Annotated in this window: 15 protein-coding genes; 9 read left to right on the plus strand and 6 right to left on the minus strand. The window is 54.0% G+C overall.

What is annotated here, in order from left to right; genetic code table 11:
* Positions 1-354: 354 nt before the first annotated feature.
* Both trfA and ACMXD4_RS12390 read right to left on the minus strand, forming a co-directional pair.
* Positions 355-1,224: a plasmid replication initiator TrfA gene (gene trfA / locus ACMXD4_RS12385; protein WP_415878249.1), complete on the minus strand. Its 870-nt coding sequence runs from the start codon at positions 1,222-1,224 to the stop codon at positions 355-357.
* Positions 1,225-1,234: 10 nt separating this feature from the next.
* Complete coding sequence (locus tag ACMXD4_RS12390; protein ID WP_415878250.1) at positions 1,235-1,612, minus strand: hypothetical protein; 378 nt, start codon at positions 1,610-1,612, stop codon at positions 1,235-1,237.
* Positions 1,613-1,830: 218 nt separating this feature from the next.
* Here ACMXD4_RS12390 and mobH point away from each other — a divergent pair, with 218 nt between their 5' ends.
* From mobH to ACMXD4_RS12405, 3 genes are read left to right on the plus strand one after another with little or no spacing between them, the layout of a single operon-like run.
* Positions 1,831-4,257, plus strand: a complete 2,427-nt coding sequence (mobH, locus tag ACMXD4_RS12395) for a MobH family relaxase (RefSeq protein ID WP_415878251.1) — start codon at positions 1,831-1,833, stop codon at positions 4,255-4,257.
* A complete protein-coding gene (gene traD / locus ACMXD4_RS12400) occupies positions 4,254-6,098 on the plus strand; it encodes a conjugative transfer system coupling protein TraD (RefSeq protein ID WP_415878252.1) in 1,845 nt (614 codons plus the stop codon). Before mobH ends, traD begins: the two co-directional genes overlap by 4 nt.
* Complete coding sequence (locus ACMXD4_RS12405) at positions 6,095-6,727, plus strand: DUF4400 domain-containing protein (RefSeq protein WP_415878253.1); 633 nt, start codon at positions 6,095-6,097, stop codon at positions 6,725-6,727. The genes traD and ACMXD4_RS12405 overlap by 4 nt, the downstream gene beginning before the upstream one ends.
* 76 nt (positions 6,728-6,803) lie before the next feature.
* Here the strand turns inward: ACMXD4_RS12405 and ACMXD4_RS12410 are convergent, their stop codons facing one another.
* Genes ACMXD4_RS12410 through ACMXD4_RS12425 form a run of 4 tightly spaced genes read right to left on the minus strand, consistent with a single transcriptional unit; the run spans position 6,804 to position 8,905 of the window.
* A complete protein-coding gene (locus ACMXD4_RS12410; protein ID WP_216614720.1) occupies positions 6,804-7,490 on the minus strand; it encodes a response regulator in 687 nt (228 codons plus the stop codon).
* Positions 7,453-7,791, minus strand: a complete 339-nt coding sequence (locus tag ACMXD4_RS12415; RefSeq protein ID WP_171695226.1) for a sensor histidine kinase — start codon at positions 7,789-7,791, stop codon at positions 7,453-7,455. The genes ACMXD4_RS12410 and ACMXD4_RS12415 overlap by 38 nt, the downstream gene beginning before the upstream one ends.
* Positions 7,757-8,644 carry a histidine kinase gene (locus ACMXD4_RS12420; protein WP_415878254.1) on the minus strand — a complete coding sequence of 296 codons (888 nt, stop codon included), beginning with the start codon at positions 8,642-8,644 and terminating at the stop codon, positions 7,757-7,759. The genes ACMXD4_RS12415 and ACMXD4_RS12420 overlap by 35 nt, the downstream gene beginning before the upstream one ends.
* 21 nt (positions 8,645-8,665) lie before the next feature.
* A complete protein-coding gene (locus ACMXD4_RS12425) occupies positions 8,666-8,905 on the minus strand; it encodes a hypothetical protein (RefSeq protein ID WP_415878255.1) in 240 nt (79 codons plus the stop codon).
* Between the two features lie 318 nt (positions 8,906-9,223).
* On the opposite strand from ACMXD4_RS12425, the gene ACMXD4_RS12430 reads away from it, so the two are divergent.
* From ACMXD4_RS12430 to ACMXD4_RS12455, 6 genes are all read left to right on the plus strand, one after another.
* Positions 9,224-9,448, plus strand: a complete 225-nt coding sequence (locus tag ACMXD4_RS12430; RefSeq protein ID WP_415880830.1) for an ATP-binding protein — start codon at positions 9,224-9,226, stop codon at positions 9,446-9,448.
* Positions 9,449-9,585: 137 nt separating this feature from the next.
* Positions 9,586-10,335: an IS5 family transposase gene (locus ACMXD4_RS12435; protein ID WP_415878256.1), complete on the plus strand. Its 750-nt coding sequence runs from the start codon at positions 9,586-9,588 to the stop codon at positions 10,333-10,335.
* A gap of 235 nt (positions 10,336-10,570) precedes the next feature.
* Positions 10,571-10,732, plus strand: a complete 162-nt coding sequence (locus ACMXD4_RS12440; RefSeq protein ID WP_171695222.1) for a hypothetical protein — start codon at positions 10,571-10,573, stop codon at positions 10,730-10,732.
* A 193-nt stretch (positions 10,733-10,925) separates the two neighbouring features.
* A complete protein-coding gene (locus ACMXD4_RS12445) occupies positions 10,926-11,729 on the plus strand; it encodes an IucA/IucC family protein (protein WP_415878257.1) in 804 nt (267 codons plus the stop codon).
* The gene (locus tag ACMXD4_RS12450) at positions 11,630-12,754 is read left to right on the plus strand and encodes an IucA/IucC family protein (RefSeq protein WP_415880831.1); all 1,125 of its coding nucleotides are present in this window, start codon (positions 11,630-11,632) and stop codon (positions 12,752-12,754) included. Before ACMXD4_RS12445 ends, ACMXD4_RS12450 begins: the two co-directional genes overlap by 100 nt.
* Positions 12,751-13,953, plus strand: a complete 1,203-nt coding sequence (locus ACMXD4_RS12455) for an MFS transporter (protein ID WP_415878258.1) — start codon at positions 12,751-12,753, stop codon at positions 13,951-13,953. Before ACMXD4_RS12450 ends, ACMXD4_RS12455 begins: the two co-directional genes overlap by 4 nt.
* The last annotated feature ends 34 nt before the right edge of the window (positions 13,954-13,987 follow it).

The raw sequence follows: 13,987 nt of genomic DNA on the forward strand, positions 1-13,987 counted from the left end.
TCGTTTCAAAAACGAAATCCTGGCTATCACCATTCCCTATATATTGATTAAATAAAGATTATATATAGATTATCACCCTCAAATTTCAGCACAAGAGAATCGCTGCAGACCACGAATAGCATGGCCTGCAGCGATTTCACAATTTGCTCGTAGCGTCGGTCTAATGCCGTGTCAAACGTCGGCCTAATGCCGTGCTTTTTGTCGGTCTAATGCCGTGCCCGTCGGTCTAATGCCGTTACCTTGTCGGCCGAATGCCGTGCCTCCGTCGGTCTAATGCCGTATCCGCGTCGGCCTAATGCCGTATCGAGAGGCTTCGATCGACCCAAAATAGCGTCGGTCTAATGCCGTGCTTTTTTAGAGCTGCTGGTCGCCCAGAAAACGTTGTTGACTGGGCGTCGGTTGGCGTTTGATCTTTACGATATCATCAGCGAATTCAAAGCTAGCCAAAGTGCCAATACTCACCAAGGCCTCCAACGCTTTACCCAACCGATATTTGAAATCTCGCAAGGTTTTCGAGCCACTGCCACTCAGTCGGTGAATGGTGGCAATTTTCATCGGAAACGGAGCGGCATGGGACGACAGGAATCCGTGTAACCATAAGGCCAAGGGTTGCTTGCGCAATTTCTGCCGCTGTTCGAATTCGATGTAGGTGTAGCCCTCTTCGAACAGGCGCAGCATGGATTCGGTCAACTCCACCACGTAGCGCTGCGTCCGTTCATCACGGTAATAACGCAAGAAGCCTTTTTCACCGAAGGCATCCCGGCCGTGAAAGGTGATTTCGACAAAAGCGCCGCCCAAGCGGGCCATCGATTCCTTCAACCATTCGTGTTGGCTTTTGCCGCTACCGCGCCCCAATGCCGTCAACAGGGCATGAGCGCTGAAGGTCACGCTAAATCCCGGTAATTGTTGCCGGGACAAGTGCACGATCTGCATCCAGACATCGAGATCCGATTGATTAAGCTGTATGCCGAGGTAACGAACCTCGATCCCGTCGACCGCCGCCAACAATGTGCGTTTTTTGTAGGCCATGCGTTCCTTGCCTTGGATGCCGGCGAACAACGCACTCCGCAAACAGGCATTCGGTGTACCGCGAATTGCCGACGGCCAGTTGGGCAAAGACGTCAAGGGTTCGACAACCCGCAATTTGGCCTTTTTCCGCTCCGTCAGAGATTGAAAACGTTCGGTGAGATTATCGAGCGAATGGTTTGTGTTATTTCTGTCCATGACGGCCGCCTCACTTCTTCAAGCTGCCAGGATTGCAGCCATGGCTCAGCACCTTGTGTGGGATAGTCATGGTTTTGACTAGCGCCTGCTCCTCCGGCGTCATATCGAGCTGGTGATGGCAATATTTTCGCCAGGCGCGTTCGATGACCTGTGCATCGTCATCCGAGCTATCTGGGATGTGGGACGTGCTGACATTAAGGACATGGCCCGCTGCGTCGTCACTTGCCAAGTAAACGCCAAGCGGCTGATCGACTTGCCTGACGACGTGTTCAAGCGATGCAGACCGTAATACCGAACCGCCCAATCCTCCAGTCTGCCAAGCATTATCCAGGCGCCAGGGTTGTTCAGGTTGAACCGACACAATCGATTCGATGACGGTCTCGCTCACGGAGGCATCTGGCTGGTTCAGCGAAGTACAGGCTGTGCCGCACACTGCGGACACAAGACAGCGGATTACGAGCGATTTGAATTTCATGAGAGCTCCAGGGCTAATTTTTAGGAGCTCGTTACACTAAACACTCTTTTGCCGGGCCTGCTTGCAGCTGACGTCGAATTCGTCGTCAGCTGCAAGCGACGATTGAAAAATTCCCGGCAAGATGCGCCGTTATGGAAAATACGCCTTCGACTTTGCTTGCCCGCATCCGCCAACGCCTGTTCGGCGTCGAGTCCGCGCCTGTCGGTCAGGTGGCGACAACGCTTGATGAGGACGTGCCGCGTTATCCGCCATTCATGAAGGGTCTGCCGGCTGCGCCTGTGGAACGCATACTGTCAGGTCAAACGGAGTTGATTGCGGCCATCGAACAGGCGCTGGCCATGCCGGATAGTCTTTATCAAACCATAGCCGCGCCGGTCATACGCCGTTATGCCGCCTACAGCCACTTATTGCCGGCTTCGGAATCTCATCACCATCGCGGCGCCGGTGGCTTATTTCGGCACGGATTGGAAGTCGCCCATTGGGCGACCTTGGCTTCTCAAGGCAGTTTGTTTGCCACGTCAGCATCACCCAAAGAACGAAAAGCACAAGAATTACGCTGGCGACTGGCGGTCTGTTTTGCCGGGCTGTTGCATGACATCGGCAAACCGGTCGCCGATATCGCCGTGGTCGACGCACAGGGGCAACATACCTGGAACCCTTGCGATGAAAACATCACCGACTGGGCTGTGCGAAATGAGATCGACCGATACTTTCTGCGCTGGCGAGACAACCGCCATAAACGCCATGAACAGTTTTCGGCCTTGGTGATCGAGCGCGTCCTAACTCGCGAAGCCCGCACTTTCATTCTGGAGTCCGGCCCCGACATCATGCAGGCCATGCTGGAAACCATTAACGGTTTGGACCGCGGTTCCAAAGTATACGCACTGGTGATCACCGCCGACTGCAAAAGCGTGGAACGGGATTTAAAAGCGCATTATCAAAACATCGACTCGGCCTTGGGCATGCCGGTGGAAAAGTACCTGTTCGACGCCATGCGCCGCTTGGTCAAGTCCGGACAGTGGACCGTCAACGAAAAAGGCGCTCGACTATGGCGTTTTGAGGATGGCCTGCATATCGTCTGGCGGGCCGGTGCGCAAGACATCGTTACCCTGCTGGCCAAGGACAAAGTCCCCGGCATTCCGCGCGACGAAGACACCTTGGCAGACATCCTGATCGAACGCGGCTTGGCAATTCCCAAGTCCTGGCCGGATGGTCGGCAATACCGTTATTGGCAAATGCAGCCAGAAGGCTTGGACAATCCGCTGTATCTGTTACGCCTGAAATCCGCGGAACTCATTTTCAGCGGCGAGCCGCCGCTCGTGGTTGCAGCACGCGAAATCAACGAATCGGATGCGACCATCGTAAAAGCCGAACCCGTTACCGATCAGGCACCGCAAATCCGCAAACCGGCAAAAGCCAAAAATGTCGCGGTTCTGAAGCAATCCCAACGCGTAGATAACCCTGCTTCAGTTTTGCCAGACGCTATCCAATCAGAACCCGCACATGACCTAAGCGCCCTGCCCGACCCGCAGCTAACCGAATCTTCACAAAGTATTTCAAATTCACAAGCCGCGAAGGATATGAATAACTTGCCATCAGATCCCGATCAAGGTCTGTCGCAATCCAAATCAACCGATGACGCCCCTGCGTTGTGTCAGGCCGAACAACCTAATAACGCAACGCCAGCCAAAGCGATCAACACAGAAAAAACTGCTTCAACCGCAAAACTCAATCTCTCCACGACGGACACGAAAAGCATCTCTAATCCGGTCGACAGCACCAATTGCTGGTTGGAAATGCACGGCGATGCCGGTCAATGGCTAATGGACATCGCCAGCATGCTCAATCAAGGCCAATGGCAGTTAGGCAGCGATCTATTGGAAGTCCAAGACAAATACCTGCTGCCGTTTCCGGCGACGGCTGAAAAACTCGCCGTCGATCCGCCCCAGTTCATCAAAATCCTGGAGGACAATGGTTGGCTGGTGACCGACGTCCTGTCGCCGATGCGTAAGGTACAAACCATTCGATCCGTTCGCGGCGTCCTGCTGGCATTGGAACCGAGTTTGGCTTTGAAGGCATTATTGAAATCCCAAGGCAAAGCCACGCTGACAGCGTCATCCCTGCAATCCCTAAGCAGCAGTACTGAAAAGGCTGTAGATCCAACTAAGTCTTCTCAGCCTCAAGACCAGGCCTTTCGAGAACCCAAGCCTGTCCGATCAAAATCAAACACAACAGGTAAACACAAATCAATTGTCGGCAACGCGTCAGACAGTTCAGTCAATTCCGAACCTGATAAAGCAAATTCTCTCCTAACAACCCCACCGGCAAAACCCGGAACGATCGATTTGCTGATCACGCATGTGCGGCAACAAAACATTCCGCCCGATGAATCATGTCCAGACGGTCACTGGCACACAGTGTCCAATACCGCGCTGGAACAATTTCTAACGCAACATTCCACAATCAGGCGCACTCGCCTGATGCTCGATATCGCCAACCATCCGGATTGTCGCTCGGTCAGTGCCACGGAAGGCATCCAGGTTCGGTTACGCCCATGAAATCCGATTACGACTACCAGTTTCCCTGGCGGCCAATATTCGAGGTGTATGCCATCTCGGGTTGGTTGGGCGGTGCCGGATTGGCGCATTTCATCAGCCGCTGGTCGGGCTTGCCGCGAGAACCCTTCGACTGGTTGATGACGGCGTGCGGAGTGATGGCGTGTTGGCGATTGTCACCGGCCTTGAGTCTCTGGTATCGCAAACGCCGGTTACGCCAGTTTCGGTTCCAATACCTGGATGCCGAGAAGCTTGTGACCCTGGTGAATCGTAACCCTGAAGCCTTGTGGTTCGGCTGGGGATTCGATTGGGTACAAAAGCATGCGCAATTGGCCTATGAGATTTTGAAACGCGATGTCTCGACGCTGATTCCGAGCGATCATCAACGCATGGGTTCGGCCTGGATTCACGGCCTGGAAGTATCCGAAAGCGAGATTCGCCAACCCTTACAGCACACCGCCGGTCATACGCTGCTGGTCGGGACCACCGGTGCTGGTAAAACGCGGGCCTTTGACGTGTTGGTGACGCAAGCCGTGTTGCGCGGCGAAGCGGTGATCATCATCGATCCCAAAGGCGACAAGGATCTGATGGCCTGCGCCAAATGTGCCTGCGCCTTGGCCCAGCGTCCGGATCGTTTCGTGTATTTCCATCCAGCGTTTCCGGAAGACAGCGTCCGACTCGACCCCTTGCACAATTTCAACCGGCCTTCGGAAATAGCCAGCCGTATCAGCGCCATTTCACCCAGCGAAAGCAGCAATGATCCGTTCAAAGCCTTTGGTCAAAAATCGCTGGATAACGTGATTCAGGGCTTGATGGTCATCGAGGAACGGCCAACTTTGGTCAAGCTGCGTCGTTATTTGGAAGGCGGCCCTTCGACGTTGGTGATTCAAGCATTGGAACGCTATTTCGACAACAACCTCGGTCATTGGCGGCAAGAGGCGCGGCCTTACCTGAAAAATGCCAAGGACATCGATTCCAAAGCGGTAGGCTTAGTGCGGTTTTACCGGGAGGTCGTGCAGTATCAATTGCCGAATCTGGATCTGGAAGGCCTGTTGTCCTTGTTCGAACACGACCGAGCCCACTTCAGCAAGATGGTCGCCTCCTTGATTCCAATCATGAACATGCTGACATCGGGTTCCTTGGGTCCTTTGCTGTCGCCGAATCCGCACGACGTGGATGATCTGCGGCCGATCACCAATACCGGCCACATCATCGAAAAGGCCCAGGTCGCTTATATCGGCCTGGACTCGTTATCGGATGGCATGGTCGGCAGTGCGATTGGCTCGATTCTGTTAGCCGATTTGGCGGCCGTCGCCGGCGACCGTTACAACTATGGCGTCTCGGAGCGACCGGTGAATGTGTTTGTCGATGAGGCGGCCGAAGTCATCAACGACCCCTTCATTCAGGTCTTGAACAAAGGCCGTGGCGCCAAGATTCGACTGTTCATCGCCACCCAGACCTTTGCTGATTTTGCGGCTCGCACGGGTTCCCAAGACAAAGCCCGCCAGGTACTGGGTAACGTCAATAACCTGATCGCGCTACGAATCATGGACAGCGAAACCCAGCAGTACATCACCGACAATCTGCCAAAGACGCGATTGAAATACATCATGCGCACCCAAGGCGTAGCGACTAGCGCGACCAATCCCACGGTGTTTTCCGGCAATGTCGGTGAACGCTTGATGGAAGAAGAAGGCGATTTGTTTGCACCCCAGTTACTAGGACAGTTGCCTGACCTACATTACATCGCCAAGTTATCCGGCGGCCGCATCGTCAAAGGTCGCTTGCCAATTCTACGGTCGGAACTGGATCGACAAAGGGATCGCCAAGGTGCCAGCTCATGACGCGCAATCTGTTGTTCAGTCTGATGCTTTGGCTACTGGAAGTGATCCTGGTGGCCAGTTTCGTGTCGGACCGTTGGACGCGCGAACTGCAGCGCGTCGAAGACCGGATTATGATCGGCTATTTTGGCGCCGAAAAGGAATCTCAGATCAGCCACACCGCGCAGCGCTGGTTTGATCGCTTGTTCGTCAGCACTGGTATCCGCGAAAGCGTGTTCCGGTACTTCATACCGACCGAGCGCGAACGCCAGATGTCCAAAGGCTTCGAGGATGTGGGACGCCATGATTTGTTTCCCTTTATCGAAAGCCGACTCAACGTGCTGTGGGACACGATATTCCAAATGATCAAACGTCTGACTACGGCTTGCATCTGGTTGCCGTACCTAGCGACTTCATTGCTGCCGTTTGTCGTCGACGGATTGGTGCGGCGCAAGATCAGCCAGACCAACTTCGATTACCCAAGCCCCATGGCCCATCGCTACAGCCTCTACCTGATTCTGGGTGCGTTGTATCTGCTATTGGTTAGTTTGACCTTGCCGTTTCCGATTCCACCGCAAGCCGTGCCGGTAGGCGTTTTTGTCGTGGCCTACGCCGTCAACGTGCTGTTGGCCAATACGCAAAAGCGGGTTTAGTGAGCGTCGCCATGGAATTAATCGCGTTTTTACCGGGCGACGGCCAAGGGATAATCGCGCCGGAGACCCTTAAAATCTACTGAGTCAGCAAACGATGCCGCCAAGCATACGCTGTGGCTTGATTAGGATCCGTTAAATAAAGTTTGGAAAGAATATTGCTGACATGGGACTTCACCGTTTTTTCACCAATGCCCAGCTTCTCGGCAATCAACACATTGGAAAGCCCTTTGGCAAGCAATAACAGTATCTGCATCTCTCGGTCACTGAGTTCTTCATGAAAGGCACGCTCACTGTGACGACGCGACATAGCGGTCATTAACAGCGTCGCGATGCGCGGGCTTAGGGTGCTTTCGCCCCGTGCGCCAGCGCGAATGACTGCCATCAGTTCATCCGGGTCGGTATCTTTCAGCAGATAGGACAGTGCGCCGGCCTGCGTGGCCTCGACCACGGTTTGCTCGGTTTCAACCGACGTCAGAATAATGATATGGGTATGGGGATTCGATTTTTTAATGCGTTTGGTGGCTTCAATGCCATCCATGTCCGGCATGACGTTATCCATCAAGACGACGTCGGGCAAAAGCTCCGTGGAAAGCGCAACGGCTTGCCAGCCGCTGGCTGCGGTAGCCAGCATTTTTATGTCTTGCTCGGATGATAATAAGGCATTCAGGCCTCGGCAAACAACGCAGTGGTCGTCGGCGGCGATCAGGGTGATAAAAGATGCTGATTCAGACTTCACTAAGGTGTTCCTCCCAAGTAATTGCAATGGTCGTTCCCTGGCCTGGTGCGGTTTCGATTGAGAACGTGCCAACGGGGAGTGAAGCGGCACGCTCGCGCATGGAAAGGATGCCCATCCCCTCGGTGGGGAGCGCTGGATCGAAACCCATGCCATCGTCCGTTATCTGCAACTCCAGACGCATGGCCGATTTGACCAGGGTGACCACGATTAGTTTGGCATTGCCGTGCCGAATGGCGTTGGCGACGCTTTCCTGAATGATGCGGCTTACACAAAAAACTGACTGTCCGGCAGCATTAAATCCGGCGGAACGAGCAGTGGATATGCACATTGAATTTGCGTTCCAGATTGTCGCATAAGGTCAGAAGATTCGCCGTCGTACCTATCTGTTTCGGACCGATCGTTCGCAGTTCCGCAATCGTGCCCACCAGTTGCTCTTGCACCTGTTTCAAGATTTTTCTGGATTCGAGAAGAATTTGTTTGGCCTCGCTTAAATCCGGCGCTTTGGCATTGATGGCCGCCAGTTGCAGCGCAAGCGCGAACAGATTTTGTTTGACCGTGCCGTGCAGTTCCCGCGCCATGCACGTTCGCTCGTATTGAATCGCGGCCTGTTGTTTCAAGCCCAGCAATTCCTTCAACTGCCCGGGCATGACATTTAAGTTGTGGCTATGTTCGGGTAATTCATCAGTGTCGTTATCGATAATGCGCCGATCCAAATCCCACTCGCGCCATGCACTGCAAATCGATGTCATGTGCCGTAACCGCCGAACAAAATTTTTCGAGGCTAAATACCTGCTCATTACGATACAGAGGGTAATGACCAGCGGCATGAGTTCCGAAATCCAGTCTTCGTCGCGGTAGAACTGCTTGGCAATACTGAATTTAGCTGTGACCAGCAGGGCGATAGGCCCTATTTTTGTCGGCTCACGGAAGCTAAACGGGATGTTGATAAACACAGTATGGGGCAAGTGCCCAGGGACAAATGCTTCGCCGCCGGCAACAGCGGCACGATTGGTCATTAACAGTGCGTTGACGCGTTCATCGGCGCGCATCAGATGTTGTGCAATAGGGCGGTCATCTTCGTCAAATACCACATAGCTTGCAGTTGGATCACTGAAAGAACGGATGTGATCCGCCACGGAATTATCGTCCAAATTTTCCCGCATCATCAGATCGTCAATCATCTCAGGCGCGTCGGCGATGTCTTACGTATCCAGTGCCGCGCTTTCGATCAGGCGCCGTACTGGTTTCAGGCGTTCGGCCACCGTCTGTAAAACAGCAGCGGGCTGCATCGCTTCATTAAAATGTCGGTAGTGGATAATGAAGTCAAACACCGATATCAACGACTTAATGCCGACTAAAGAGACCAGCGTGTAAACAAGGGTCAGCTTGAACCAGAAACGCTTGGTAAATGCCGGGCGGCAGGATGCGACGAAGCTTTTCATGCGAACAATATAAAGCAAACCCTCTGCTTTTTCTTCGGCCTTAAGGTGTGGCCTTACTCCGCCTTAAGGCGGACTGGCGACGGTCTTGGGTGTGGCGGCCATTCACCAAGGCAAGCGGGTGCGCTTCTACAACGCCGTCGGTCTCGCCAATCAACTGGATAAGGAAAAGCAACAAGTAATGCCGGTAACCCGGCCAAGCAGTTGACCAGCATGGACGCGGTGATCCTGGATTAGCTGGGCTATTTGCCGTCCCCGGCATCCTGTGGCGCCTTACTATTCCATATTATCAGTCATTAGTACGAGAAAACCACGTCGATCATCACCACCAATCTCAATTTCGGGGAATGGGCGCAGGTTTTTAACTACGCCAAAATGACCACGACGCTGTTGGATCGCATCACGCATCACTGCGATATTTTGGAAACTGGCAACGATTCCTATCGATTTAAACAGCGGAAAAAAGCGGTAGATAACCAAAAGCCCTTCGCAAGAACTGGAAACTTTTCGACGATCTTTCCCGGTTATTTTTGGAAAGTTTTCTAAGCCGTTTGACACCATTTGACTCTATTCGAGAGTTTCATCGCTAATATTAGGGGCTGTTGCCATTTTGGATCGATAACCTTGAAATTGAGCTGCTCTGCCTCATTGATTGAGCATTTCAATCAAAAGACAAGCAAACTATGCCGCGACAAATGTTTACGGATGAATACTGGAATAAATTCAAAACCATCCTGCTGAGCGTGAGGATTTACGACAAGCCGACGCTTCGGCAAACGGTAGAAGGTATTTTTTATCGCATGCGAATCGGCTGTCCTTGGCGAGATCTGCCGGCAACGTTTGGCAAGTGGAATGCCGTGTATAAGCGATTCAATGCCTGGTCACTTCAAGAAAAACTGATGAGTATCTTTCAGGAACTGGTTGTGGATCCGGATTTGGAGTGGATATTCATTGATGGCAGTATTGTGAAAGCACATCAGCATAGTAGCGGCGCAGCCCATGAACGGGAAACGGCGATCAGAAAATCGGTAGCGGGTAACACCACCAAAATCCATATGGCCGTGGATGCCTGCGGACTGCCCATTCAGTTCTCGGTCACGGGCGGCGAAGTCCACGATTGTAAAGAAGCGCCGGAATTAGTGGCGAAGCTTCCGTTAGCTAGCTATATGATTGCTGACAAAGGCTATGACAGCGAACCCTTACGGATTCAAATTCGTGAGAAAGGTGCTGAGCCAATCATACCAAGAAAGCAGAATTCAACCATTGGCAATGATGCAGTGGATTGGTGCCTCTACAAGTATCGCCACTTGGTTGAAAATGTGTTTGCGCGGCTGAAACATTTCAGAGCTATCGCGACGCGGTATGACAAACTGAAACGCAATTTTGAAAGCGTCATCGCTTTGGCTTGCGCTTTTATATGGTTGCCCATGTAAAACGGCAACAGCCCCTAGTCAGAGGTTTTACAACTTCGTCTTTTCCAAAAAAACTCCTAATAAAAAAAGCGACCATAAAATGCCAAGATTTTTTCCTTGACTTGCTTATGATAATCATTATCATTTGCGTCCATCAATCATCTCTCGTGCTGTCTTTGCCGCACCTTTACAGATTCCTCTAAATTATTCAGTGTATGGCAATGTTATTTTCTAACCTTAGCAACCCAAAGTCGCCATGCTTGAAGACAACTCTATCAGCCTGTCGAGCAACCGCGATGTGCTGCAGATCCATGCCGCGACATGTTTGTTAATGCCGAAGGAGACAGCATTGGCCGAAGATGAAATCCTTAGCAACTGCGTAACGCCGCAAAGCGATTTCCGCTTGGCTAGACCATGAGCATCTTATCCTTTGCAGGTGCGGATTTAACACTATCAGTCAAATATTAAGAAAATAGAAGTACCCCTCATTTAGCCAGCCATCGCCTTGTATGTGAATAGCCAGCCAGAAGCAAGCTAACCACAACGAGTAAGGCGTTTATGAATCATTATAAAAATCGCTCACTGCCAGCCACCCTCCCGGAGGGATCGGCATGAGCGCCTCTGTCGCTTGGCACACCTTTGCCGTAGCGCTGACTTCACCGCACTACCAGACCACGCAACGCCGTGTGCTGCGACAATTGGTTGAGGCGCTGCTGTTCGAACAGGTGCTTATCGCTGAAATTACGCCGAACAGCCATGATAGCGTGTGCTTCGATATTACCGGGCGAACGCAGGACGGCTCGTCAGTCCGTTATCGTTGCTACGGCCGTATCAGCGACAGCTTCGGACGTATCCGCCTGAACGATTCGCCGGTTCTGCGCATTAGTTTGGAAGATACAAGACCTGTAGCATCCCTGCAGGAATTCTTACTGGAGACCAGCGCCATCGTGGGTACAACCGAAGTGCTATTGGCCCGCTTCCTCCGCGAGATCCAGCAAACGCTACTCAAAGATACGCTCGCGCAACACGCCCGGCAGCCGGATGCCTCCGAACGTGATTTGACGGCACTGGAAGGGCAATTGCAGGACGGGCACCCGTACCATCCCTGCTACAAGTCGCGGATCGGCTTCGACCCTATTGATAATTTCGACTATGGCCCTGAGTTCCAGCCATCAGTACGGCTGGTCTGGCTGGCGCTACGGCGGGAACGCGCTACCCTGGCGACCTGCTGCGACATCGACCTCGATGACTTTCTTCGCCAGAACTGGGCACCGCTCAGCATGACCGGTTTATCGGCAAGCTTCAAAGCGGTGGGCTGGCAGCGCGGGATTACCTGCTGTTGCCAGTTCACCCGTGGCAATGGCGGGAACAGATCGCGCCCAATCTATTCCCGCTGCTGCAGTGTAAGGATATAGTCTGGCTCGGCGAGGGCGAGGACGAATACCGACCGCTGCAATCGATCCGCTCGCTAGGGAACTACAGCAAACCCAACGCGGCGCAGATCAAGCTGCCGATCAGCATCGTCAATACCTCCGCTGACCGGATCTTGTCGTGCCACAATGTCGAGAACGCGCCGCCGGTGTCGGATTGGCTATGCGCTCTCCGCGCTCGGGATAGTTTTCTGCACAACAGCGGGCTGATTTTTTTGCGCGAAGTGGCCGGTATCACTTACCACGATCCTGACTTGCCGCCGTTTCTGCAAGCGCAGCAGTACGGCATGCTGGGAGCTGTATGGCGCGAGAGCGTCAACGGCTTGCTAAATCCGGGAGAGTCGGCGGCACCGTTTTCCGGCCTCTGCCAATGTGAAGCTGACGGCCAGCCATTCATTGCGTCATGGGTCGAGCGCCACGGTCTCGCGCCTTGGCTCGATGCATTGCTGGAAGCAACTGTGCCGCCTCTGATCCATCTGCTCTATGCGCATGGAATCGGCATAGAGAGCCACGCCCAGAATATCGTACTGATTCACCGCCAAGGGATGCCCTGCCGCATCGCCCTAAAGGATTTGCCTGGTGGCCTGCGCTTCGTACGGCAGTATCTCGCCGATCCGGAACTGTGTCCGCGACTGGCGCCGATGCCTTCGTTTCGCAAGCAGGTCAACGCGACAGCAGGCATGGAGGCTGCCACTCCGACAGAGGTACGGGATTATTTCCACGACGCAGTCTTCTTCATCAACTTCGGGGAGCTATCCCTTTTTCTGCGTCAGCACTATGGACTGACGGAGACCGGTTTCTGGGAACGTATCGCGGCCTGCATCTACGGCTATCAGGCACGATATCCCGAGCTTGCTTCCCGCTTTGCCTGCTTCGACTTGTTCGCACCCACTATTCTTGTGGAACAACTCGCCAAGCGTCGATTGTTCGAGGAAACGGAAGCCCGTTTGCAACCAGTGTCCAATCCGCTGCATCGCTACCGGCAACAAGCCGGAAAAGAGGCGGCATGAAGTCCGGCCGCATCGTCGCTGCGACGCTGGCGGGCCATTTCGCGGCCGCATTTGCAGCCCTCGGCATGCCGCCGTTTTATGACCGTATTCTGCGGCAAGCACTGAACAGCGATACCACCTATCTAGCCGGCTGGTTCTTTGTGATTCCGACGCTGTTTGCAGCGCTGGCCAATCCTTGGTGGGGCATGCAGGCTGACCGTTACGGCAAGAAACGATTGCTGCTTCGCGCCCATATCGGCTTAGCGCTGAGCTTCTGGCTCACCAGCTTATCCGGCAATCCTTGGGAGTTCGGCGTGGGGCTTGCGTTGCAAGGCATGCTCGGGGGGACTTTCGCCGCCTCCAATGCCTACCTTGCCACGGTGGTTACCGGACACCGATTGACCCGGCTGCTGACCCTGATGCAAGGCTCAGCACGCGCCGCGCTGTTTCTCGGTCCGGCGTTGATGGGTCTGCTAGCCCATGGCGCGGACCCGTTGATTCTGTATCGATATCTGGCCGCGCTGCCGCTGTTGTCGGCTGCGCTAGTCTGGTATCTGCCGGCGAGTGAAGTCCCGGCAACACCAGACACGCTGAGTTCTGCGGATGCAGGCAGCGCCTCCATAGTTCGGGAGAGCATCCCTCCACGCCATTTGTATGCGCTCCAGCTTGCCTTCATCTTCGCCACAGTGATCACTTTCCCCTATTTTGTCACTTTCGCGGAACACACCTTGGCAGACCTACCTGCGGCGGCGCCCGGACTGTTGTTCGGGCTGCCGCATCTGGTCTACTTGCTGTGTGCGCATCCTCTGTCGCGCTACCTGGGACGGCGCCGATTGCTCGCCACTCTGGCCGTCTGCCAGATACTGGTCGCGCTCACCCTGTTGGGTCAGGCCTGCAGCCATGATCTGGCGATGATGGCTGGCTGGCGCATCGTGATGGGCATAGCCCTGACCGCCTGCTACATCGCACTGCATGGTCTGATTGCCGCTATCACCGATGCCGGCAATGCCGGTCGGCGCTTCGGCTATCTGGAGGGCAGTACCAAGTGGGGCGCTGTAGCCGCCGGACTGGTGGCAGGTACCGCCGCCGCACATTGGGGCGTGCAGGCGCCTTTTTTCATCGGTGCCGCCACTCTCGCGCTCGCCAGCGTTCTAACCTTTTTTCTCATGTCCCGACTTGTCCGGGGCACCTTTAAACAGCCAACGCAAACAGCAAATTGACCGTGCGCATAGCCAATAACCATTGTTGGAGAAT

Source organism: Methylomonas sp. TEB (genome assembly GCF_047777895.1).
Taxonomy (GTDB): Bacteria; Pseudomonadota; Gammaproteobacteria; order Methylococcales; family Methylomonadaceae; genus Methylomonas.